At 73.0% G+C, this 21,575-nt stretch carries 21 protein-coding genes; 9 read left to right on the top strand and 12 right to left on the bottom strand.

Annotated features, from left to right (window positions below; genetic code table 11):
* Positions 1-53 precede the first annotated feature (53 nt).
* Together groL and groES are read right to left on the bottom strand one after the other, a co-directional pair.
* Positions 54-1,697, bottom strand: a complete 1,644-nt coding sequence (gene groL / locus IF06_RS0105615; RefSeq protein ID WP_013288545.1) for a chaperonin GroEL — start codon at positions 1,695-1,697, stop codon at positions 54-56.
* Positions 1,698-1,767: 70 nt separating this feature from the next.
* Positions 1,768-2,082 carry a co-chaperone GroES gene (gene groES / locus IF06_RS0105610; protein WP_018222648.1) on the bottom strand — a complete coding sequence of 105 codons (315 nt, stop codon included), beginning with the start codon at positions 2,080-2,082 and terminating at the stop codon, positions 1,768-1,770.
* Positions 2,083-2,336: 254 nt separating this feature from the next.
* Between groES and IF06_RS0105605 the strand changes: the two genes are divergently transcribed.
* The 7 genes from IF06_RS0105605 (at position 2,337) to IF06_RS0105575 (ending at position 9,626) form a co-directional block, all read left to right on the top strand.
* Positions 2,337-3,569: a THUMP-like domain-containing protein gene (locus IF06_RS0105605; RefSeq protein ID WP_030269404.1), complete on the top strand. Its 1,233-nt coding sequence runs from the start codon at positions 2,337-2,339 to the stop codon at positions 3,567-3,569.
* A 55-nt stretch (positions 3,570-3,624) separates the two neighbouring features.
* The gene (ybaK, locus tag IF06_RS0105600) at positions 3,625-4,104 is read left to right on the top strand and encodes a Cys-tRNA(Pro) deacylase (protein WP_013288547.1); all 480 of its coding nucleotides are present in this window, start codon (positions 3,625-3,627) and stop codon (positions 4,102-4,104) included.
* A gap of 203 nt (positions 4,105-4,307) precedes the next feature.
* Positions 4,308-5,411, top strand: a complete 1,104-nt coding sequence (locus IF06_RS0105595; protein ID WP_013288548.1) for a sugar ABC transporter substrate-binding protein — start codon at positions 4,308-4,310, stop codon at positions 5,409-5,411.
* A 103-nt stretch (positions 5,412-5,514) separates the two neighbouring features.
* Entirely contained in the window at positions 5,515-6,327 is an 813-nt protein-coding gene (locus IF06_RS0105590) for an ATP-binding cassette domain-containing protein (protein WP_013288549.1), read from the top strand.
* Positions 6,324-7,583, top strand: coding sequence for a sugar ABC transporter permease (locus IF06_RS0105585; RefSeq protein ID WP_013288550.1), 1,260 nt, complete (start codon positions 6,324-6,326; stop codon positions 7,581-7,583). The genes IF06_RS0105590 and IF06_RS0105585 overlap by 4 nt, the downstream gene beginning before the upstream one ends.
* Before the next feature lie 31 nt (positions 7,584-7,614).
* On the top strand, positions 7,615-8,790 hold the full coding sequence (locus IF06_RS0105580) for an ROK family protein (RefSeq protein ID WP_030269402.1): 1,176 nt from the start codon (positions 7,615-7,617) through the stop codon (positions 8,788-8,790).
* A gap of 98 nt (positions 8,791-8,888) precedes the next feature.
* Complete coding sequence (locus tag IF06_RS0105575; protein ID WP_013288552.1) at positions 8,889-9,626, top strand: DUF4142 domain-containing protein; 738 nt, start codon at positions 8,889-8,891, stop codon at positions 9,624-9,626.
* Positions 9,627-9,679: 53 nt separating this feature from the next.
* On the opposite strand, the gene IF06_RS0105570 is transcribed toward IF06_RS0105575, so the two are convergent.
* The 6 genes from IF06_RS0105570 to tsaB form a co-directional block, all read right to left on the bottom strand.
* The gene (locus tag IF06_RS0105570) at positions 9,680-11,449 is read right to left on the bottom strand and encodes an ABC transporter ATP-binding protein (RefSeq protein WP_013288553.1); all 1,770 of its coding nucleotides are present in this window, start codon (positions 11,447-11,449) and stop codon (positions 9,680-9,682) included.
* Entirely contained in the window at positions 11,446-13,152 is a 1,707-nt protein-coding gene (locus tag IF06_RS0105565) for an ABC transporter ATP-binding protein (RefSeq protein WP_013288554.1), read from the bottom strand. The genes IF06_RS0105570 and IF06_RS0105565 overlap by 4 nt, the downstream gene beginning before the upstream one ends.
* 70 nt (positions 13,153-13,222) lie before the next feature.
* Positions 13,223-13,477: a hypothetical protein gene (locus IF06_RS0105560; protein WP_013288555.1), complete on the bottom strand. Its 255-nt coding sequence runs from the start codon at positions 13,475-13,477 to the stop codon at positions 13,223-13,225.
* A gap of 17 nt (positions 13,478-13,494) precedes the next feature.
* Positions 13,495-14,541 carry a tRNA (adenosine(37)-N6)-threonylcarbamoyltransferase complex transferase subunit TsaD gene (gene tsaD, locus IF06_RS0105555; RefSeq protein WP_013288556.1) on the bottom strand — a complete coding sequence of 349 codons (1,047 nt, stop codon included), beginning with the start codon at positions 14,539-14,541 and terminating at the stop codon, positions 13,495-13,497.
* A 5-nt stretch (positions 14,542-14,546) separates the two neighbouring features.
* A complete protein-coding gene (rimI, locus tag IF06_RS0105550; RefSeq protein ID WP_030269400.1) occupies positions 14,547-14,990 on the bottom strand; it encodes a ribosomal protein S18-alanine N-acetyltransferase in 444 nt (147 codons plus the stop codon).
* Positions 14,987-15,664, bottom strand: a complete 678-nt coding sequence (tsaB, locus tag IF06_RS0105545) for a tRNA (adenosine(37)-N6)-threonylcarbamoyltransferase complex dimerization subunit type 1 TsaB (RefSeq protein ID WP_013288558.1) — start codon at positions 15,662-15,664, stop codon at positions 14,987-14,989. The genes rimI and tsaB overlap by 4 nt, the downstream gene beginning before the upstream one ends.
* Before the next feature lie 224 nt (positions 15,665-15,888).
* On the opposite strand from tsaB, the gene IF06_RS0105540 reads away from it, so the two are divergent.
* Positions 15,889-16,614, top strand: coding sequence for a helix-turn-helix domain-containing protein (locus tag IF06_RS0105540; RefSeq protein ID WP_030269398.1), 726 nt, complete (start codon positions 15,889-15,891; stop codon positions 16,612-16,614).
* Here the strand turns inward: IF06_RS0105540 and ung are convergent.
* Positions 16,603-17,301, bottom strand: coding sequence for a uracil-DNA glycosylase (ung, locus tag IF06_RS0105535; protein ID WP_030269396.1), 699 nt, complete (start codon positions 17,299-17,301; stop codon positions 16,603-16,605). The genes IF06_RS0105540 and ung overlap by 12 nt on opposite strands.
* Before the next feature lie 181 nt (positions 17,302-17,482).
* On the opposite strand from ung, the gene IF06_RS0105530 reads away from it, so the two are divergent.
* A complete protein-coding gene (locus tag IF06_RS0105530; RefSeq protein ID WP_030269394.1) occupies positions 17,483-18,865 on the top strand; it encodes a lipase family protein in 1,383 nt (460 codons plus the stop codon).
* On the opposite strand, the gene tsaE is transcribed toward IF06_RS0105530, so the two are convergent.
* From tsaE to alr, 3 genes are read right to left on the bottom strand one after another with little or no spacing between them, the layout of a single operon-like run.
* On the bottom strand, positions 18,862-19,344 hold the full coding sequence (gene tsaE, locus IF06_RS0105525; RefSeq protein ID WP_030269392.1) for a tRNA (adenosine(37)-N6)-threonylcarbamoyltransferase complex ATPase subunit type 1 TsaE: 483 nt from the start codon (positions 19,342-19,344) through the stop codon (positions 18,862-18,864). The genes IF06_RS0105530 and tsaE overlap by 4 nt on opposite strands.
* Complete coding sequence (locus tag IF06_RS0105520; RefSeq protein WP_013288563.1) at positions 19,341-20,426, bottom strand: alpha/beta fold hydrolase; 1,086 nt, start codon at positions 20,424-20,426, stop codon at positions 19,341-19,343. Before IF06_RS0105520 ends, tsaE begins: the two co-directional genes overlap by 4 nt.
* Complete coding sequence (gene alr / locus IF06_RS0105515; protein WP_030269390.1) at positions 20,423-21,541, bottom strand: alanine racemase; 1,119 nt, start codon at positions 21,539-21,541, stop codon at positions 20,423-20,425. Before alr ends, IF06_RS0105520 begins: the two co-directional genes overlap by 4 nt.
* Positions 21,542-21,575: the final 34 nt, after the last annotated feature.

Raw genomic sequence — 21,575 nt, 5'->3', positions numbered from 1 at the left:
AGGGCACACCACCGGGTCGGCGGTGTGCCCTGACGTCGGGCCGTGCGGTCGGGTCAGAAGCCCGGGCCGTGCTGGTGGCCGTGACCGTGCGAGTGGCCGTGGCCACCGGCGGCCGGCTCCGGCTCGGCCGGCTTCTCCACCACGAGGCTCTCGGTGGTGAGCAGCAGGCCGGCGATCGAGGCGGCGTTGCTGACCGCGTTGCGGGTCACCTTCACCGGGTCGATGATGCCGGACTTGGCCAGGTCGACGTACTCGCCGGTGGCGGCGTCGAGGCCGTGACCCCAGTCCTGGGCGACGACCTTCTGCACCACCACGTAGCCGTCGTGGCCGGCGTTCTGGGCGATCCAGCGCAGCGGCTCGACGAGCGCCTTGCGCACGATCGAGACGCCGACCTTCTCGTCACCGGTGAAGCCCAGGTCGTCGTCGAGCGCCGGCAGGATCTGGGCCAGGGCGGCACCGCCACCCGGGACCGTGCCCTCCTCGACCGCGGCCTTGGTCGCGGCGATGGCGTCCTCGATGCGGTGCTTGCGCTCCTTCATCTCGACCTCGGTGGCCGCGCCGACCTTGATCACGGCGATGCCGCCGGAGAGCTTCGCCAGCCGCTCGGCCAGCTTCTCCCGGTCCCACTCGGAGTCGGAGGCCTCGATCTCCTTGCGGATCTGCGCGACCCGGTCGGCGACCTCGGAGGCCTGCCCGCCACCGTCGACGACTGTGGTGTTCTCCTTGTCGACCACGACGCGACGGGCGGTGCCGAGCACCTCCAAGCCGACCTGGTCGAGCTTGTAGCCCAGCTCCGGGGCGACCAGCTCGGCGCCGGTCAGGATCGCCATGTCCTGGAGCATCGCCTTGCGGCGGTCGCCGAAGCCGGGGGCCTTGACGGCGCAGACCTTGACGGTCTTGCGCAGCGCGTTGACCACGAGCGTGGACAGGGCCTGGCCCTCGACGTCCTCGGCGACGATGAGCAGCGGCTTGTTGTTCTGGAGAACCTTCTCCAGCAGCGGCAGCAGCTCCTCGATCGCCGAGATCTTCTGGGTGGTGATCAGGATGTACGGGTCCTCCAGGACCGCCTCCTGCGCCTCCAGGTCGGTGACGAAGTTCGGCGAGATGAAGCCCTTGTCGAACTGGAGACCCTCGGTCACCTCCAGCTCGGTGGTGAGCGCGGAGCCCTCCTCGACGGTGATGACGCCGTCGCGGCCGACCTTCTCCATCGCCTCGGCGATCAGGTCGCCGATGGCGGCGTCCTGCGCGGAGACGGTCGCGACGTGCGCGATCGACTCCTTGCCGGCGACCTCGACGGCCTTGCCGAGCAGCGCCTCGGAGACCTTGGCGGCCGCCGCGTCGATGCCCCGCTTCAGGCCGGTCGGGTTGGTGCCGGCGGCCACGTTGCGCAGGCCCTCGCGGACCATGGCCTGGGCCAGCACGGTGGCGGTGGTGGTCCCGTCGCCGGCGACGTCGTTGGTCTTGGTCGCCACCTCCTTGACCAGCTGCGCGCCGAGGTTCTCGTACGGGTTGGTGAGCTCGATCTCCTTGGCGATGGTCACGCCGTCGTTGGTGATCGTGGGCGCACCGAACTTCTTGTCCAGGACGACGTTGCGCCCGCGCGGGCCGAGGGTGACCTTCACCGCGTCCGCGAGGGCGTTGACACCGTGCTCGAGCAGGTGCCGGGCGTCGTCCGAGAAGCTGAGGATCTTCGCCATCAGTATCCCTTCGAAGCGACGTCGCCCCGGCCCGGCGAGCCGGACCGGGGCAACGACACTGATCGGTTGCTTACTTCTCGATGACCGCGAGGACGTCGCGGGCGGAGAGCACCAGGTACTCCTCGCCGGCGTACTTGACCTCGGTGCCGCCGTACTTCGAGTAGAGGACGGTGTCGCCGACCTTCACGTCGATCGGCACGCGGTTGCCCTTGTCGTCGATCCGGCCCGGGCCGACAGCGAGGACGGTGCCCTCCTGCGGCTTCTCCTTGGCGGTGTCGGGGATCACGATGCCCGAGGCGGTGGTGGTCTCGGCCTCGTTCGCCTGGACCACGATGCGGTCCTCGAGCGGCTTGATCGCAACCTTGGTCGCGGTAGTCACGGGCATACCCTCCCGGGTACTTGGTGTCGTTGCCGGCCGGCATGCCGACCAGCGTCAATCTGCCACATGCCACCGGGCGGGGCCGTCGTCGCGGGTGCCGGTCCGCCTGGCGCTCAACCCCCGGGCACGAGGCTCGGGCGTTGGCACCCTCAGGGTGAGAGTGCTAATCGCAGGTTATTCCTCGGCTAGCACTCCGTCAAGGAGAGTGCCAACGCGTCGCCCTCCGTGTCGCGCCGGAACCGGGCCGGGAGAATGAGCGCGTGGATCTCGACCAGCTCGCCGCGCTGCGTACCCCCGAGGGGTCGGCCGCGCTCGCCGCGGCCGAACGGGTGGCCGGCGGCGACCCGCTGGCGGCGGCGGCCGCGCTGCGTTCGGCCGGGATTCCCGGCGGGCTCGCGGCGGCCGCACTCACCCAGGCGGAGCTGCGCCGCCGGGCCGCCGGCAAGTTCGGCGCGGCGGCGGCCGGGATGTTCCTCACCCGGGCCGGGCTGGAGCAGGCCACCCGCCGCGCGGTCGCCGACCGGCGCGCCGCGCGGCTGCGGGCCACGGGTGTGACCACGCTGGCCGACCTGGGGTGCGGGCTGGGGGCCGACGCGCTCGCCGCGGCCCGCGCCGGCATCCGGGTGTACGCGGTGGAGGCCGACCCGGTGACCGCCGCGATGGCGGCCGCGAACGCCGAGGCGGCCGGGCTGGCCGACCTGGTGACTGTCGAGCGCGGTGACGCCACGGCGTTCGACGCGACAGGGGTCGACGCCGTGTTCTGCGATCCGGCGCGGCGGCGGGCCGGCACCGGGCGGCGTGTGTTCGACCCGAACGCCTACTCGCCGCCGTGGGACTTCGTCACCGGCCTGGCCGCACGCGTGCCGCGCACGGTGGTGAAGGTGGCGCCCGGGCTGGACCACGCGCTGATCCCGGCCGGCGCCGAGGCGGAGTGGGTGAGCGTGGACGGCGACCTGGTCGAGGCCGCGCTCTGGTGCGGCGAGCTGGCCGAGGTCCCACGCCGCGCCACCCTGCTGCGCGAGAAGGAAGGGCCCCTTCTTAACGCCTCCGGTAGTAAAAGGGTCCCTTCCTATCACCTCACCGGGACCGGTGCGCAGGAGGCGCCGGTGGGACCGGTGCGGCGGTTCCTCTACGACCCGGACCCGGCCGTGGTGCGCGCACACCTGGCCGCCGAGCTGGCCGCCGACCTCGACGCCACGCTCGCCGACCCGTCGATCGCCTACCTGTACGCCGACGAGGCCCGGCCCACCCCGTTCGCCCGCTGCCTGGAGATCACCGACGTGCTGCCGTTCTCGCTGAAGCGGCTGCGCGCCCTGCTGCGGGAGCGGCGCGTCGGCCGGGTCGAGATCCGTAAGCGCGGCTCGGCGCTGGAGCCGGAGAAGCTGCGCCGCGACCTGCGGCTGTCCGGTGACGAGGCGGCCGGTCTGGCGCTGACCCGGGTGGCCGGCGACCCCACTGTGCTCGTCTGCCGGCCGGTTCCGCCCGGCGGTTGACCCCGGCTCACGTTTCCGGCTCGCGGTGTCGCGGCGCGCGGGTTAGCTTGAGCCCGTGGCGGGCCCTGGCACTCCGGCGATCGCGTTGCTGAGCAAGCGGAAGATCGCCCACAGCACCCACACCTACGACGTCTCGCCGGACGCGCCGAACTACGGTGCGCTCGTGGCGACCGCGCTCGGCGTGGCGCCGGAGCGCGTGTTCAAGTCGCTCGTCACCGAGGTCGACGGCGGGCTGACGGTGGCGGTGGTGCCGGTGACCGGCGAGCTGGACCTGAAGGCGCTCGCCGCCGCGGCCGGCGGCAAGCGGGCGACGATGGCGGAGCGCACGACGGCGGAGCGGGCGACCGGATACGTCCGCGGCGGCATCAGCCCGCTCGGGCAGCGCAAGCGGCTACCGACTGTCATCGACGCCTCCGCGCTGACGCACCCGACGGTGTACGTCTCGGCGGGTCGCCGGGGGTTGCAGGTGCAGCTCGCGCCGACGGATCTGGTGGCGCTGACCGGGGCGACGACGGCGTCGATCGCCACTGCCTGAGCGGCTCGTGACGGTACGTGTGGGAGCGTTTCCGGAACGCGCTCTCCCGGCGGTGTCCCGCGGGTGACAACCGCGTTGCTGAATTGTTACCGCCGCCAACAAACTTCTGACCTCGGCAGTCTTGCGGCGCATGGGAAGCGGGGAATACGTTGCCGGGCACAACAAAACATCACCACTCCCCCACCTCCGAAAGGACCCTGCACATGCGCAAGGGCTTCCTCACCTTCGCGGCCGTCGGTCTTCTCGCGACCGGCAGCATGGCCGCCTGCGGTGACAACGGCGGTTCTTCCGACGAGGCCGGCGGCTCCAACGCCAAGAAGCCGAAGATCGGCGTGATCCTGCCGGACAGCAAGTCCTCCGCCCGCTGGGAGGGCGCGGACCGCAAGTACCTCAAGGCGGCGTTCGACGCGGCCGGCGTCGAGTCCGACATCCAGAACGCGCAGAACGACAAGACCGCGTTCCAGACCATCGCCGACCAGATGATCACCAACGGCGTCAACGTCCTGATGATCGTCAACCTGGACTCCGGCACCGGCAAGGCCGTGCTCGACAAGGCCAAGTCGCAGGGCGTCGCGACCATCGACTACGACCGGCTGACCCTGGGCGGCTCCGCCCAGTACTACGTCAGCTTCGACAACGAGGCCGTCGGCAAGCTCCAGGGCGAGGGCCTGAGCAAGTGCCTGACCGACAAGGGCGTCAAGAACCCGTCGATCGCGTACCTCAACGGCTCGCCGACCGACAACAACGCCACCCTGTTCAAGAACGGGTACGACTCGGTGCTCAAGCCGAAGTTCGACTCGAAGGAGTACACCAAGGTCGCCGACGACTCGGTGCCGGCCTGGGACAACGCGCAGGCCGCCACGATCTTCGAGCAGCAGCTGACCAAGGCCGGCGGCAAGATCGACGGCGTGCTCGCCGCCAACGACGGTCTCGGCAACGCGGCCATCTCGGTGCTGAAGAAGAACAAGCTCAACGGCAAGGTTCCGGTGACCGGTCAGGACGCCACCAAGGAGGGCCTGCAGAACATCCTCGCCGGTGACCAGTGCATGACTGTCTACAAGGCGGTCAAGAAGGAGGCGGACGCCGCCGCCGAGCTGGCCATCGCGCTCGCCAAGGGTGAGCGGAAGGACACCGGCCAGACGGTCAAGGACCCGGAGGGCGGCCGGGACGTGCCGTCGGTGCTGCTGGAGCCCAAGGCCATCTACAAGGACAACGTCAAGGACGTGGTGGCCGACGGATACGTCACCAAGGAAGAGCTCTGCACCGATGCCTTCGCGAAGCTCTGCACCGACGCCGGCGTGAGCTGACCCACCCGCCTCAGGCGGCGCCGCCCGGCACGGGGTTTCCCGTGCCGGGCGGCGCCCGCGCCGGACGGGATCCGAGACCTCCCTCCGCCCAAAGGAGAACCCCGTGTCCGCAACCCCCCTGCTGGAGCTACGCGGGATCGACAAGAGCTTCGGTCCCGTCCAGGTGCTGCGTGACGTCGCCTTCGCCGCGCACGCCGGCGAGGTGACCGCGCTGGTCGGCGACAACGGCGCCGGCAAGTCGACCCTGGTCAAGTGCATCAGTGGCATCCACCCCACCGACGCCGGCGAGTTCGTCTTCGACGGCCGCCCGGTGACCATCAACAGCCCTCGGGACGCCGCCGCGCTCGGGATCGAGGTCGTCTACCAGGACCTCGCGCTCTGCGACAACCTCGACATCGTGCAGAACATGTTCCTCGGCCGGGAGAAGCGCAGCGGCATCGTGCTCGACGAGCCGACCATGGAGCAGATGGCCGCCGAGACGCTCGCCGGCCTGAGCGTGCGCACCGTGAAGTCGCTGCGCCAGCACGTGGCCAGCCTCTCCGGCGGCCAGCGGCAGACCGTGGCCATCGCCAAGGCCGTGCTCTGGAACAGCCGGCTCGTCATCCTGGACGAGCCGACCGCCGCACTCGGCGTCGCGCAGACCGCCCAGGTGCTGGAGCTGGTCCGCCGGCTGGCCGACAACGGCCTGGCCGTGGTGCTGATCTCGCACAACATGAACGACGTCTTCGCCGTATCCGACCGGATCGCCGCGCTCTACCTCGGCCAGATGGTCGCCCAGGTGAAGACCACCGACATCACCCACTCGCAGGTGGTCGAGCTGATCACCGCCGGCCGCTCCGGCAGCCTCGGCCTCACCGGCGAGCCGGGCGGCAACGGCGCCGCGCCCGCCGACACCACTCCAGGAGCCGTCCGATGACCGCCATCGTCGTGAAGAAGGAAGGCCCGGCCGGCGTCACCCCGACACCGACCGTCGGCAGCCACGTGAACAACTACTGGCGCCGGGTACGCGGCGGCGACATCGGTGCGCTCCCCGCTGTGGTCATGCTCGTGGCGCTGGCGGTGGGCTTCTCGATCGCCCGCCCGTCGTTCTTCACCGCCGGCAACCTGGCGAACCTGTTCACCCAGGGCGCGGCGGTCACGCTCATCGCGATGGGTCTGGTCTTCGTCCTGCTGCTCGGCGAGATCGACCTCTCCGCCGGCTTCGCCAGCGGCGTCTGCGCCGCGATCCTGGCCAACGTGGTGACAGTGCTCGGCTACCCCTGGTACGTGGCGGTGCTCTCCGCCGTCGTCACCGGCGTGGTGATCGGCACCGTGCTGGGCCTGCTGGTCGCCAAGGTCGGCATCCCCTCCTTCGTGGTCACGCTCGCCGGGTTCCTGGCCTTCCAGGGCGTGGTGCTGACGCTCATGGACGAGGGCGCCAACATCGCGGTCCGGGACGACGTGCTCGTGGCGATCGCCAACCGCAACCTCTCGCCCGTGCTGGGCTGGTCGCTCGCTGCCGTCGCCGTCGTCGGGTACGCGGCCGTGCAGTTGCTGCGGCACCGCAACCGTGCCGCCCGCGGCCTGCTCACCGATCCGATCGCGGTGGTCGCCGCGCGGATCGCCGGTCTGGCCGTGATCCTCGGCGTGGCGGTCTACGTGCTCAACCTGGAGCGCAGCCGCAACGTGCTCGTCGTCTCGCTCAAGGGCGTGCCGATCGTGGTGCCGATCATCGCGATCCTGCTCGTCGTCTGGACGTTCGTGCTCCAGCGCACCAGCTACGGGCGGCACATCTACGCGGTCGGCGGCAACGCCGAGGCGGCCCGCCGGGCCGGCATCAACGTCGACCGGATCCGCATCTCCGTGTTCATCATCTGCTCCTCGATGGCCGCGATCGGCGGCATCGTGGCCGCCAGCCGGGCCAACTCGGTCGACCCCAACACCGGGGGCAGTAACGTACTGCTCTACGCCGTGGGCGCGGCGGTGATCGGCGGCACCAGCCTCTTCGGCGGCAAGGGCCGGGTCCTCGACGCCGTGCTCGGTGGCGCAGTGGTGGCGGTCATCGACAACGGTATGGGACTGATGGGATACAGCTCGGGCGTCAAGTTCGTGGTCACCGGCGTGGTGCTGCTCGCCGCGGCGACCATCGACGCGCTGTCGCGTCGGCGGGCCGCCGCCACCGGCACGCGCTGACCCGGGGTACGGGAACACCATGGCAGTGGCAATGCGCGCGGGCCCCAGTCAGGACGAGATCCGTCGGCAGAACCTGGGCGCATTGCTCCGCTATGTACACGTCCACGGCGCCACCACGCGGGCCGAGCTGACCACAGCGCTCGGCCTCAACCGCAGCACCATCGGCGCGCTGACCGCGGACCTGGCCGGCGCCGGTCTGGTCAGCGAGGGGACGCCGAAGGAGACCGGCCGGGCCGGACGACCGTCACTCGTCGTCCGGCCCGAGTCGGGTCGGGTCTACGCGTACGCGTACAGCGTCGAGGTGGACCGGCTGCGGGCCGCGCGGGTCGGGCTCGGCGGTGAGGTGCTCGACCGCCGGGAGATGGACCGGCCGCGCAACCTGGTCGCCGGGGAGGCCGCCCCGCTGCTCGCCGGCGCGGTCAAGGAGATGCACCAGTCGGTGCCGCCGGACGCGATCTGCGTCGGCGCCGGGGTGGCCGTGTGCGGCATGGTCCGCCGGGAGGACGGACTGGTCCGGCTCAGCCCCACCACCGGCTGGGTGGACGAGCCGATCGGTGCGGCGCTCGCCGTCGAGCTGGGGATAGACGTACCGATCACGGTGGGCAACGTGGCCGACGTGGCCGCGTACGCCGAGCACGCCCGCGGCGCGGCGGTCGGCTGCGACAACGTCATCTACATCTACGGCGACGTCGGCGTGGGCGCGGGCATCATCGCCGGGGGCCGGCGGCTGAGAGGGCACGGCGGCTACGGCGGCGAGGTCGGCCACATGGTGGTGGTCCGCGACGGGGTGCGCTGCGACTGCGGCCGGCGCGGCTGCTGGGAGACCGAGATCGGCGAGCACGGGCTGCTGCGCGCCGCCGGCCGGTCCGAGGCGCGTGGCCGGGACGCCCTGCTCGCCGTCTTCGACGCCGCCGACCGCGGCGACGCCCGCGCCCAGACCGCGGTACGGCAGGCCGGCGACTGGCTCGGCTTCGGCGTCGCGAACCTGGTGAACATCTTCAACCCGGAGATGGTCATCTTCGGCGGCACCATGCGTGACCTCTACCTGGCCTCCGCGGCGCAGGTACGCAGCCGGCTCAACTCGAACGGGCTGCCCGCGTGCCTGGAGCACGTACGGCTGCGTACCCCGAAGCTCGGTGGCGACGCGGCGCTGATCGGCGCCGCCGAGCTGGCGTTCGAACGACTCCTCGCCGACCCGCTGAACTGATCGGCCCGCCGATCCGTACCAGTGTGCGGACGGGCGGCCGGCTTGCGCGGCCGTCCACGACCCCGCGTACCGGTCCGGACCGAGGAGGCACCGCAACCATGGCATCGCTGGAATCCGCACGCCGCAAGCTGGCGCACCGGGTGGTACTGCTGCTCGCCGCGCTGGGCGCGGGGATCGGCGTCATTCCCGGGACGGCACAGGCCGCACCCAACCCCGGCGTGCAGATGAACGCCGCCGACATGACGCTGCTCAACGGCGTACGGCTGGCCGGGCTGTGGGAGATGCCGGCCGGGCAGATGGCGGCCGAGAAGGGCCAGTCCGCCCGGGTACGCGAGGTCGGCGCGGAGATCGCCAAGCAGCACGCGGAGCTGGACCTGCTGGTGGTCGAGGCCGCGAACAAGCTGGGCGCCACCCTGCCGACGGATCCGACGGCCGAGCAGAAGGGGTGGCTGACCGAGATGCAGAACGCCACCGGCGCCCGGTTCGACCAGATCTTCGTCACCCGGCTGCGGGTCGCCCACGGCAAGATCTTCCCGGTGATCGGCGCGGTCCGGGCCAGCACCCGTGACCCGATCGTGCGCAAGCTGGCCGAGGACGCCAACACGTTCGTCAACGACCACATGACCATGCTGGAGAGCACCGGGCTGGTGCGCTGGCAGCAGTTGCCGCCGGCCGCGCTGCCGCCCGCGCAGAGCGACTCGCTCGTCGCCGCCGCCCAGGCCAACGTGGGCAGCGGCGGTGGACTCCAGGTGGGCACCGGTGTGGTGTGGGCGGTGTTCCTGATCGCGCTCGGCACCGGCGGGTACGCGACCTGGCGGCTGACCCGCCGCACGTGACCCCCGGCCGTCGAGCGGGCCCCGGCACGTGTGCCGGGGCCCGTCGCGCGTTCTCAGCCGTGCCAGGAGCGCCACAGCGCGGCGTACGAGCCACCGGCCGCGACCAGCTCGTCGTGTGATCCCAGCTCGGTGATCCGCCCGTCGGCGACCACCGCCACGCGGTCCGCGTCGTGCGCGGAGAAGAGCCGGTGCGCGATGGCGACGACGGTACGGCCGTGCAGCACCGCCGCCAGCGACCGTTCCAGTGCCCGGGCCGCCCGCGGGTCGATCAGCGAGGTGGCCTCGTCCAGCACCAGCGTGTGCGGGTCGGCGAGCACCAGCCGGGCCAGCGCGAGCTGCTGCGCCTGCGCGGGGGTGAGCGGGTGGCCGCCCGCCCCGACCGCCGTGTCGAGCCCGTCCGGCAGGGCCAGCGCCCAGTCCAGCGCGTCGACCGCGGCCAGCGCCGCGCGTACCCGAGCCGGGTCGGCTTCCGGCCGGACCATCGCCACGTTGTCGGCGAGCGTCCCGATGAACACGTGGTGCTCCTGACTGACGAGCGCGACATGGGTACGCAGCTCGGCCAGGGGCATTCCGGCGAGCGGCCGGCCGTCCACTGTCACAGTGCCGGCGCTCGGCGCGTGCACGCCCGCCAGCAGCCGGCCCAGCGTCGACTTGCCCGCCCCGGACGGGCCGACCATCGCGAGCCGCTCCCCCGGGCGGGGTTCCAGCGTCACGCCGTGCAGCACGTCGTGACCCGGGCGGTACGCGTACCGGACGTCGTGCGCGGCGAGCCGGCCCGCGCCGCCCGCACTGCCTGCAGCGGCGGCGCGCTCGTCCGGCGTGGCGAATGCCTTGGCGCGCTCGTCCGGTTCAGCGGCCACCCCGAGCAGCCGGGCCAGCGAGGCGCCTCCGACCTGGAACTCGTCCAGCCAGCCGAGCAGCCGCTCGATCGGGTCGGTGAGCTGCTGGGCGTAGAGCGTGGCGGCGGTGACCTGGCCGAGGCTGGCCCAGCCCTTCAGGTGGAACCAGCCGCCGATGAGCAGGGTCGCCACCATCGGCACCAGGTAGCCGAACTCGGCCACCGGCCAGAACACGGTCCGCAGGTAGAGCGTGTAGCGCTCGGCCGCGTACGACCGGCTGATGTCCGCGTCGCCGCGGGCCCGGCGGCGGGCCGCCTGCCGCAGCGCCTCGGTGGTCCGCGCCCCCTCGACCGTCTCGCTGATCCCGTCGGTGATGTCCGAGTAGGCGGCGTTCTCCCGCAGGTAGCCCTGCGGCGCGCGGCGCAGGTACCAGCGCGTGCCCGCCCACAGCACCGGCACCGCCAGCAGGCTGGGCAGCGCCAGCAGCGGGCCGGTCAGCACCAGCGCGCCCAGGATCAGCAGCACGGTCAGCGCGGCGATGAGCGTCTCCGGCCCGGCGAACCGGACCGTGCGGGACAGCGCGGCGACGTCCCGCGAGGTGCGGGTGAGCAGATCGCCGGTGCCGGCCCGCTCCACAGTGGCGAGCGGCAGCGCGAGCACCCGGTCGACGAACTCCTCCCGCAGCTCGGCGAGCACCCGCTCACCGAGCCGGGCCGAGGCGAGGTGCGCGAAGCGGACCAGCACCGCCTGCACCACCACGAACGCGGCGATGGCCGCCACGACCCGGTCCACAGTCGTCGCGGCGATGCCCTGGGAGATCCCCTCCACCAGGTCACCGAGCAGGCGCGGGGCGACGAGCCCGGCGCCGGCGGCGAGCGCGTGCAGGCCGAGCGCGACGGCCAGGCCACGCGGGTGACGGCGGATCAGCTCGCGCACGTACCGGCGGACCTGGGCGATGTCGGCGACGGGCAGCGCGTTGCTCATCGGTCCTCCTCCCGGCTCACCGTGGCGGCGTAGCGCGGCTCGCCGGCGAGCAGTTCCTCGTGCCGGCCCTCGGCGACGACCTTGCCGTCCTCGACGAAGACCACGTGGTCGGCGTGACCGAGCACCAGCGGGCTCGTGGTGCAGACGAGCGTGGTGCGGCCGCGGCGGGCCGGGCCGAGCCGTTCGGCGATGCGCGCCTCGGTGTGCGCGTCCACCGCGCTGGTCGGCTCGACCAGGATCAACGTCTCCGGGTCGGCGACGAGCGCGCGGGCCAGCCGCAGCCGTTGCCGCTGCCCGCCGGAGAACTCCCGGCCGCGTTCGGCGACCTCGCCGTCCAGGCCGCCGGGCAGCGCCTCGACGATGTCGGTGGCACTCGCCGCGGCCAGCGCCGCCGCCACGGCGCCGGGCTCGGCCCGGTCGTGCGGGTCAAGCTCCGTGCGCAGCACGCCGCTGAACAGCTGCGCGTCGTTGTCGGCCACCAGGATCCGCTCCCGCACCGTCGCCAGCGCCACGTCCCGCAGCGGTACGCCGTGCAGCGTGACGTCCCCGTCGGCGTAGCGGCCGAGCCGGTCGGCGATCTCGGTGGCGTCCTGCGGGGTGGCGGCGGCCAGCGCGGTCAGCCGGCCCGGTCGCAGCACCAGTCCGGAACGTACGTCCGCCAGCTCGCCCGGCCCGGCCGGCACCGGCACCGGGGTGGCCGGGTCGGTGAACTCCGGCGCGAGCCGCAGCAACCGGACGACCCGGCGGGCCGCGACGTGTCCCCGGGTCAGCTTGTCGGCCGCCTCGGTGAGGTTGCGCAGTGGGCTGACCAGGAACGCGGTGTAGCCGTAGAACGAGACCAGCTCGCCGGCGCTGATCTCGCCGCGCAGCGCGAACCGGGCGCCCAGCCAGGTCACCAGCACCACGAAGACGCCGGGCAGCAGGATCTGCGCCGCCTGCAACAGCGACTCGACCCGCGCCACCCGCAGCCCGTCCGCGCGCAACGCCTGCGAGCGTTGCCGGTAGCGCTCGGACAGCACCGGCTCGCCGCCGACTCCGCGCAGTACGCGCAGGCCCGAGACGATGTCCGCGGCCCGGGCGGTGAGCCGGCCGGTCGAGTCCCGGTACGCGGCCTGCTGCCGGTGCAGCGGGCGGATCAGCAACGCCACGAGCGCCATCAGCAGCGGCACCCCGAGCACCACCACGAGGCCGAGCGGCTGGGAGGCGCTGAGCAGGATCACCGCCACGGTGACGATGCCGACCACCGAGCCGGCGCCCCGGGCGGTGATGTCGATGGCGCTGCCGATGTGCTCGATGTCGGCGGTGCCGATACTCACCACCTCGCCCGCCGCGACCCGCCGGGGCAGCGCCGCGCCGAGGCGGTTCGTGGCGTCCACCGTGACCTGCACGGTGCGGTAGGCGGCGCCGAGCCAGTTGTGCACCGCGCAGCGGTGGCGCAGGATCCCGGCGACGGCCTGCACCAGACCCAGCCCGAGCAGGGCCAGACTCCAGCGCACCAGCGCGTCCGGGTCGCGTTGGGCCAGGCCGGCTTCCACGGCGCGGCCGAGCACGGCCGGCACCAGCGCCTGGGCCAGCATCCAGATCACGCCGAGCGCGAGCCCGGCGCCGAAGATGACGGGATGTCGCCCGGCGAGCCACACGAGATATCGGGTGGCCGACCGCGCGTCGGGGGTGCCGGGATCGCCGGCCGGTGAGAAGCGCATGGCGCACCGACGCTAGGTGCCGGGGCGACCCGCGCGCCAACCAATTCCGGCGGCCGTGACGACCCTCGCGTCAGCGGTCGACCTGCGTGAAGTCCCAGCTGTGCGGCGGGCGGGCGATCAGGCGCGCCGGCGGCTCGGGCAGCTCCCGAGGGCTGTTCCGCCACTTGGAGACGACCACCAGCCGGTGGTCGGTGGAGGAGAACACCTCGCTGGAGACGTGCATCGGGTCGTGCTCGAACTCGGGCAGCGCGGTCTCGCAGACCCAGGTGATCAGGTCGGCGAAGCCGTACGGCTCGGCCTTGGCCTCCCACATGCGGACGATCATGTCGGTCCCCTCCCCGCTCACACGCTGACCACTGTCAGCGGCATCGCCGAGTCGGCCGGCAGGTCCAGCCGGCTCGGCGCGACGCCCGCGGCGACCAGGTGGGAGCCGAGCGCGGCCACCATCGCGCCGTTGTCCGTGCAGAGCTTCGGCCGGGGCGTACGCACCCGGATGCCGTGCCTGCCGGCCCGCTGCTCGGCCATCGCCCGCAGCCGGGAGTTGGCCGCCACTCCGCCGCCGATGACCAGCGTGTCGATGCCGCTGCTGCGGCAGGCGTCGATCGCCTTGCCGACGAGCACGTCGCAGACCGCCTCCTGGAAGGATGCCGCCACGTCGGCGACCGGCACCGGCTCACCGGCCCGCTGCCGCGCCTCCACCCAGCGGGCGACAGCCGTCTTCAGGCCGGAGAAGGAGAAGTCGTACCGGTGTCCGACCAGGTCCTTCGCCGCGGTCAGCCCGCGCGGGAAGGCGATCGACGCCGGGTCACCGGCCCGCGCCTCGCGGTCGATGTACGGCCCGCCGGGGAACGGCAGCCCGAGCAGCCGGGCCACCTTGTCGAACGCCTCGCCGGCGGCGTCGTCGATGGTGGCGCCGAGCGGGACCACGTCGCGGGCCAGGTCGTCGACGCGCAGCAGCGAGGAGTGCCCGCCGGAGACCAGCAGCGCGATCGCGGGCTCGGGCAGCGGGCCGTGTTCGAGCGTGTCCACCGCCACATGCGCGGCGAGGTGGTTCACGCCGTACACCGGCTTCTCCGCCGCGACCGCGTACCCCTTGGCGGCGGCGACCCCGACGAGCAGCGCGCCGGCCAGGCCCGGCCCGGAGGTCACGGCGATGGCGTCGATGTCGGCGATGGTGACGCCGGCTTCGCGCAGCGCCCGGTCCATGGTCGGCACGATGGCCTCCAGGTGGGCGCGGCTGGCCACCTCGGGCACCACGCCGCCGAACCGGGCGTGCTCCTCGACGCTGGAGGCGAGCGCGTCGGCGAGCAGCGTGTGCCCGCGCACGATGCCCACGCCGGTCTCGTCGCAGGAGGTCTCGATGCCGAGGATCAGGGGTTCGTCAGCCATGCGCGTCAGTCCTCGTTGCGCTGCATGACCAGCGCGTCGGTGTTGCTCGGTTGGTAGTAGCCGCGCCGTACGCCGATCGGCTCGAACCCGTAGGTGGCGTAGAGCCGTTGCGCGGGCGCGTTGTCCGCGGCGACCTCCAGCAGCGTGCTGCGGGCGCCGCACCGGGCCGCCTCGGCGAGCAGCGCCTCCAGCAGCAGCCGGCCGATCCCCCGGCGGTGGGCGTCCCGGCGGACCGCGACGTTCTGCACCCACGCCTCGTCGGGCGGGGACACGGCCAGCCCGGCGTAGCCGAGGACGGCGCCGTCGTCGTCGGTGGCGACCAGGTAGAAGTGCCCGTTGGCGAGTTCGTTCCAGAACATCGCCGCCGACCACTGCTCGGCGCCGAAGAGGTCCGCCTCGATGGGCAGCACCTCGTCGATGTGCCACCAGCGGAACCGGCCCAGCCTCATGGCAGGACCGGCTTGTGGCCGGTGGCCGCGACCGCGTCCGGGCGGCGCAGGTAGAGCGGGGTGAGCGTCTCGCCGGGCGCGCCCGCGCGGATCCGCGGCGCGGCGAGACGGGCCAGCGCCAGCGGGTCCGGGTAGCGCGGCTCGTCGCGTACCGGCAGCCCCAGCACGTCCGCGTACCGGTGCGCGCCGTCGCCGACCGCGACGGTGACCGCAAGGTCGCGCGCCCGCTCCGCGACCACCGCCGGGGCGGCCACCTCCGGCCCGGCCAGGCGCCGGCCGGCGCCGTCGTAGACGGCCCAGTAGATCTCCCGGCGCCGCGCGTCGCTCGCCGCCAGCACCGGCTCGCCGGCGGCCGCCGGGTGGCCGAGCCCGTCCAGCGAGCAGACGCCGTACGTGGGTACGCCGAGCACCTGACCCATGGTGGCGGCGGTGACCAGCCCGACGCGCAGCCCGGTGAACGGGCCCGGGCCGAGGCCGGCGACGATAGCGGCCAGGTCGGCGGGCCGTGCACCGACGTCCGCCAGCACGGCGTCGACCTGCGGCGCGAGCAGCTCGCCGTGGGCGCGGGCGTCGACGGTGCACCGGGACGCGCGGACCGCGACGCCGTCCGCCGAGACCTCGGCAAGGGCCGCGGTCACCGCGGGCGTCGAGGAGTCCACCACGAGTACCAGCACGGTAAGCCAGCCTAGCCGTCCGCTCCGTCCGCCCCGTCCGCCCCCGGCACGCCCCCGGCACGCCCTCGGCACGCTCCCGGCACGCCCCCGGCACGCCCTCGCCGCTCGTCCGGTCACGATGCGTAGCGCCCGGATCAAAGAGAAGAGGTGAGAGCCTTATGCCTCTGGGTCATAAATATGACTCAGAGGCATAAGGCTAAGAAGAGGACTGCCATTCTCCGGAGATGACGGAGAGTCGCCTCGTTCGAGAAATCGCCCGGACCTTGCGGCGTGAACGCGAACAGGCAGGGCTCACCCAGCAGGCTCTGGCCGCCCGGTCCGGGCTCAGTCAGGCCGCCATCGCCCGGATCGAACGCGGCGACCGGCTGCCGAGCCTGACCGCCGCGGAACGCCTGCTCGCCGCGCTCGGCCGGCAACTGCGGATCGAGGTCGAGCCGCTGGACAGCCACCTGGACGCCGCGCTGGACGAGATGGCCGGGACGGTGCTTGCCGAGCGGATCGAAGTCCTCCGGCTGGACCGGATCATGGACGCCCTGGGCGACCTGCCGTACGTACTGTCGGGCGGCACGGCGGCACTGCTGCAGGGCGCGCCGCTGCCGGTGGACGCGGTCGAGATCGCGGTGCGCTGGCGGGACTCGCCGCAGTTCAGCGCGCTCCTCGATCGGATCTACGCGCAGCGCTGGGACGCTCGATGGCAGGTGTGGGGCGGCATCCACACGGAGCCCGAAGAGCCGGGCGAGCACCGCTGGCTGACCCGCTACGGCGAGCTGCGGGCCCGGATGTGCGAGGAACTGCCCGAGCCCATCGAGGTCCGCCTCGGTGAACGTACGTACCCGGTCGAGCCGCTGGTCGAGGTGGAGGTGACCGACCAGCGCACGGCCGAGCTGCTGTCCCGGTACCGCCGGCGCCTCGCCGCGGCGGGCGAGGCGCCGGGCGGGTCAGCCGGCTGAGCGCTCCCAGTCGACGGTGGGCAGCCCCGCGTCGGCCAGCGCCTTGTTAGCAGCGCTGAACGGGCGGCTGCCGAGGAAGCCGCGCGGGTTCATCGGGCTCGGGTGCCCGGCCTCCAGCACCACGTGCTGCGGGTTGGTCACCAGCGCCGCCTTCTTGCGCGCGTAGCCGCCCCAGAGCAGGAAGACCACGCGCTGGTCGAGCGCGTCGAGCGCCCGGATGGTGGCGTCGGTGAACTCCTCCCAGCCCTTGTTGGCGTGCGAGCCGGGCGTGGCCTGCCGGACCGTCAGCACCGAGTTGAGCAGCAGGACGCCCTGCGCGGCCCAGCCGTCGAGGTTGCCGCTGCGCGGCTTCGGCACGCCCAGGTCCTCGCCCAGCTCCTTGAAGACGTTGCGCAGCGACGGCGGCACCGCCACCCCCGCGCGCACGCTGAAGCTCAGCCCGTGCGCCTGGCCCGCCTTGTGGTACGGGTCCTGCCCGAGGATCAGCACCCGGGTGTCGGCCGGCCCGCACAGCCGGTAGGCGGAGAAGAGGTCCTCCAGCGGCGGGAAGACAGTGGCGGTCGCGTACTCCCGGGCGACGAACTCGGCCAGCGCCGCGGTGCGGGCCGGGTCCAGGTGGGGGGTGAGCACGGCACGCCAGGCCTCCGGCAGCAGCGCCGGCAGGTCCAGGGTGGGGGCGTCGGGCATCGGCAACCTCTCCTCGTCGGTCGCCATCTTCTTACCAGCCGCGACCGACACTCCCGGGCGGCGGCAGGGCCGGGTACTGGACGAGAAAAGTTACCGGAGCGTAACCTACTGGCAAGTTACTTACGCCACACCGCCACTGCTAGCTTGCATCCACCACCATCGATGCTCGCTAGGAGTGCCCGTGAGCAGGAGAAACACCCGTCCCCGCATGCCCTCCGCCGCCCCCTCCCCCCGCCGCACGACCGGCCTCCGGATGCTGGCCGTCGCCGCGGCGGCAGCCACCTACCTGGCCGGATCCGGCGCAGCCGCAGCCGCCGACGGCACCACGCCGGTGGTCTCCCGCGGCGTGACGATCCCCGCCTTCTACCACCCGCCCGCCGACCTGCCCGCCACCAACGGCACGCTGATCCGTACCGAGCCGCTGCCGCTCGGGCTCAGCATCCCCGGGCTCGACGGCCGCCCGATGCCCGGCACCGCCACCCGCCTGATGTACCGGTCCACCGACTCCAACGGCCGGGCCGTCGGCGTGACCGGCGCCTACATCGAACCGTCGGCGGCGTGGCGGGGCACCGGCCCGCGCCCGCTGGTCGCCGTCGCCTCCGGCACCATGGGGCAGGGCGACCAGTGCGCGCCCTCGTTCGCCCTGCAACACCCGCTCACCCTCACCGGCGACACCCTGTCCGTCGGCTACGAGGCCCTGGCGATCTACCGCCTCCTCGCCACCGGCGCCGCGGTCGTCGTCACCGACTACGTCGGGCTGGGCGCGACCGACCGGCTGCACACGTACGTCAACCGCCTCGACGAGGGACGTGCCCTGCTCGACGCGGCCCGCGCCGCCCGCACCGTGCCGGGCGCGTCGGTCACCGACCGGTCCCGCGTCGGTCTGTACGGCTACAGCCAGGGTGGCGGCGCCAGCGCCGCAGCCGCCGAACTCCAGCCCACCTACGCGCCCGACGTGCCACTGGCCGGCACCTACGTCGGCGCGCCGCCAGCCGACCTGACCGCTGTCATCGGCGGCATCGACGGCAGCGCGCTGGCCGGGGCGCTGGGCTGGTCGCTCAACGGCTTCGCCCAGTCCGACCCGGCGGTGCGGGACGTCATCGAGGCGAACGTCAACGACGCCGGCCGGGCGGCGCTCACCGACACCTCGACCATGTGCGTCGGTGACGCCATCCTCCGGTACGCGTTCACCAAGAGCAGCAGGTGGATCACCGGCGGCCGGTCCCTCACCGCTGTCATCGCCGCCTCGCCCGAGGCAGCCGCCGTCCTCGACCGGCAGCGCATCGGCACGCTCAAGCCCGCCGGGCCGGTACGCGTGGCGACCGGCGTCCAGGACGACATCGTGCCCCACCGGCAGGCCCGTCAACTGGCGGTCGACTGGTGCCGCAAGGGTGCCAACGTGACCTACCAGGCCGTCAGCCTGCCCAACCTCGGTGACAAGCTCCTCACCAACCACCTGGCGCCGCTCATCACCGACCAGGGCGACGCGGTGGCCTGGCTGACCGACCGGCTCGCCGGGCGCACCGCCTACTCCAACTGCTGGACGATGCCCCTTCAGCCCTAGGACAGTTCGGCGACCCGGGCGGTCCAGTCGCCGCCGACCGGCTCCAGCGTGACCGCCCGGGTGTCGTCGTCGCGGCGGTCGATGCGTACCCGCAGGTGCGCGTCGACCAGCTGCTCGACCATCCCCTCGCCCCACTCCACCACGGTGACCGCCTCGTCAACCGAGGCGTCCAGGTCGAGGTCGTCGATCTCCGCGCGCGGGTCGGCGGCCTCACCCAGGCGGTACGCGTCGGCGTGCACGAGCGTCACCCGGCCGCCCCGCGCCGGGTCGGGCCGGTGCACCCGGGCGATGACGAAGGTGGGCGAGGTGATGTCCCCGCGTACGCCGAGGCCGGCGCCGATGCCCTGGGTCAGCGCGGTCTTGCCGGCGCCGAGCGGGCCGCTGAGCAGCAGCAGGTCACCGGCCCGCAGCACCCCGGCCAGCCGCCGCCCGAACTCGTGGGTGTCGTCGACCGTCTTCAGCTCCACGACCACTGTCATAGCGAGTCCAGGAACCTCTCCAGCGCCACGTTCACCTCGTCGGCGTGCTCCAGCATCACCACGTGCCCACTGTCGTTGATCTTCACGAACTCGGCGTGCGGCAGCCGCCGGACGATCTCCTCGGAGTGCGTCACCGGCGTGATCATGTCCTTGTCGCCCACGATCACCAGCACCGGCGTGCCGGCCAGCGCCGCAAGCGCCGGGAACCGGGAGTGGGTGGCGATCGTGCGCAGGTAGCGGGTGACCGTGTCGGCCGAGGTGCGCGAGTTCATCATCTCGACGTACGACACCAGGGCCGGGCTCGGCTTCGACGTGCCGAAGCCGTACTTGCGGGTGAGCAGCCAGGCCACGTTCGACGTCGACCGGCGCGCCCGGTCGATCACGGTCCCGCCGTACCGGGTGGCGTTGCTCATCATGTAGAGCACCGGCGAGCCGACGCGGCCGAGCAGCGCGGGCGCCACCAGCTTGGTCTCCGCCGCGAGGCCGCCCGAGGTGGCCATCAGCACGGTGCCGACCACGCGGTCACCGAACATCTCCGGGTACAGCTCGGCCAGCGCCATGATCGTCATGCCGCCCATCGAATGCCCGACCAGCACCAGCGGGCCGTCCGGGGCCACCTCGTCGAGCACCCGGCGCAGCGTGTGGCCCAGCGCGGTCAGGTCGTACTCGCCGCTCTCCAGCCGGCCGGAGCTGCCGTGCCCCGGCTGGTCGTACGCGACCACCCGGTAGTCGCCGCGCTCGGCGAGCCGCTTGCGCTGGAAGTGGAACGTGCCCATGTCCAGGCAGAACCCGTGCACCAGCACCACAGTCGGGTGCCCTGCGACAGGGCGGGTCGGCTCGACCACCTCGACGTGGATGTCGGTGCCGTCCGGCATCTCCAGCCGGTACGCCTCGTCGTAACGCTGCTCACCGAAGACCTCGTCGGCGTACCTGTCGGTGGGGTCGTTCTTGAGCCGGCGGACCAGCACCCGCTCGCTGACCACGCCCGCCGCGAGCCCGGCGGCGGCAACGCCGACGGCGGCGCCGACCAGCCCGGCCACCTTGCCGGCAGCGGTACGCGGTCGCGGCAACCGGACACTCATGCGTGCTCGCCGTCGTAGACGCGGGGCACGCGCACACCGCCGAAGCGGGTCACGATCTCGTAGTTGATGGTGCCGACCGCCTCGGCCCAGTCGTCGGCGGTGGGCTCGCCGTCCGCGCCGCTGCCGAACAGCGTCGCCACGTCGCCGTCGGTCACCTCGTCGTCGCCGCAGTCGACCACGAACTGGTCCATGCAGACCCGCCCGGAGATGGTCCGGCGCTTGCCGGCGAGCTGCACCGGGCCGGTGTTGGAGGCGTGCCGCGGCACCCCGTCGGCGTAGCCGAGCGGCACCACCGCGAGGTTGGCCTCCTGCTCGGTGAGGTAGGTGTGGCCGTAGGAGACGCCGGTGCCGGCCGCCACCCGTTTGGTGAGCATCACCCGGGCGCGGGCGGTCATGGCGGGACGCAGACCGAACTGCTCGCCCGCGACCGGCGACAGGCCGTAGACGGCGATGCCGGGCCGGACCAGGTCGAAGTGGGTGTCCGGCCGGGTCAGCGTGGCGGCCGAGTTGGCCAGGTGCCGGTAGCGCGGACGCAGACCGGCACGCGTCACCATCTCCAGCCCCTCCTGGAACACGGCGAGCTGGCGGTCGGTGGTGGGGTGACCGGGCGAGTCCGCGTACACGAAGTGGCTCCACACGCCGACCACCTCGACCAGACCGTCGGCCTGGGCCTTCGCGGCGGCCTCCAGCAGCGCCGGCCAGTCGGCGACGGTGGCGCCACCCCGGGCCAGCCCGGTGTCGATCTTGAGGTGCAGCCGGGCCGGGCGGTCCGCCCGGCGGCTCGCCTGGATCATCTCGTCGAGCTGGGTGAGGCCGGCGCAGCCAAGGTCGACGCCGACGGTGATCCCGTCGTGCAGCGGCAGCCCGGGGCTGAGCAGCCAGGCCAGCACCGGCGCGGTGATGCCCTCCTCGCGCAGCCGCAGCGCCTCGTCCAGCGTGCAGACGCCGAGCTGGTCCGCCCCGGCGTCGAGCGCCGCGCGGGCGGCCGGCACCATGCCGTGGCCGTACCCGTCGCCCTTGACCACCGCCATCAGTTCGGCGCTGGTGCCGGCCTTGAGCCGGGTCACGTTCTCCCGGATCGCGTCCAGGTCGACGCGCACCTCCGACTGCCACATGTCCTCAGCCTACTTCCGTCAGTGATCATCAGCG

The organism is Micromonospora globosa (assembly GCF_000717585.1).
GTDB lineage: Bacteria > Actinomycetota > Actinomycetes > Mycobacteriales > Micromonosporaceae > Micromonospora > Micromonospora aurantiaca.
This window is presented reverse-complemented; position numbering and strand designations above follow the sequence as displayed.

Bases quoted from the DNA above. Each gene is read 5' to 3' on its own strand.
- IF06_RS0105520 (WP_013288563.1), bottom strand. From the start codon at position 20,426: ATGAGTGTCCGGTTGCCGCGACCGCGTACCGCTGCCGGCAAGGTGGCC.
- IF06_RS0105540 (WP_030269398.1), top strand. From the start codon at position 15,889: ATGACGGAGAGTCGCCTCGTTCGAGAAATCGCCCGGACCTTGCGGCGT.
- IF06_RS0105565 (WP_013288554.1), bottom strand. From the start codon at position 13,152: ATGCGCTTCTCACCGGCCGGCGATCCCGGCACCCCCGACGCGCGGTCG.
- IF06_RS0105560 (WP_013288555.1), bottom strand. From the start codon at position 13,477: ATGATCGTCCGCATGTGGGAGGCCAAGGCCGAGCCGTACGGCTTCGCC.
- tsaD (WP_013288556.1), bottom strand. From the start codon at position 14,541: ATGGCTGACGAACCCCTGATCCTCGGCATCGAGACCTCCTGCGACGAG.
- IF06_RS0105575 (WP_013288552.1), top strand. From the start codon at position 8,889: ATGGCATCGCTGGAATCCGCACGCCGCAAGCTGGCGCACCGGGTGGTA.
- IF06_RS0105580 (WP_030269402.1), top strand. From the start codon at position 7,615: ATGCGCGCGGGCCCCAGTCAGGACGAGATCCGTCGGCAGAACCTGGGC.
- tsaE (WP_030269392.1), bottom strand. From the start codon at position 19,344: ATGACAGTGGTCGTGGAGCTGAAGACGGTCGACGACACCCACGAGTTC.
- IF06_RS0105585 (WP_013288550.1), top strand. From the start codon at position 6,324: ATGACCGCCATCGTCGTGAAGAAGGAAGGCCCGGCCGGCGTCACCCCG.
- rimI (WP_030269400.1), bottom strand. From the start codon at position 14,990: ATGAGGCTGGGCCGGTTCCGCTGGTGGCACATCGACGAGGTGCTGCCC.
- ung (WP_030269396.1), bottom strand. From the start codon at position 17,301: ATGCCCGACGCCCCCACCCTGGACCTGCCGGCGCTGCTGCCGGAGGCC.
- groL (WP_013288545.1), bottom strand. From the start codon at position 1,697: ATGGCGAAGATCCTCAGCTTCTCGGACGACGCCCGGCACCTGCTCGAG.
- groES (WP_018222648.1), bottom strand. From the start codon at position 2,082: ATGCCCGTGACTACCGCGACCAAGGTTGCGATCAAGCCGCTCGAGGAC.
- IF06_RS0105595 (WP_013288548.1), top strand. From the start codon at position 4,308: ATGCGCAAGGGCTTCCTCACCTTCGCGGCCGTCGGTCTTCTCGCGACC.
- alr (WP_030269390.1), bottom strand. From the start codon at position 21,541: ATGTGGCAGTCGGAGGTGCGCGTCGACCTGGACGCGATCCGGGAGAAC.
- IF06_RS0105570 (WP_013288553.1), bottom strand. From the start codon at position 11,449: ATGAGCAACGCGCTGCCCGTCGCCGACATCGCCCAGGTCCGCCGGTAC.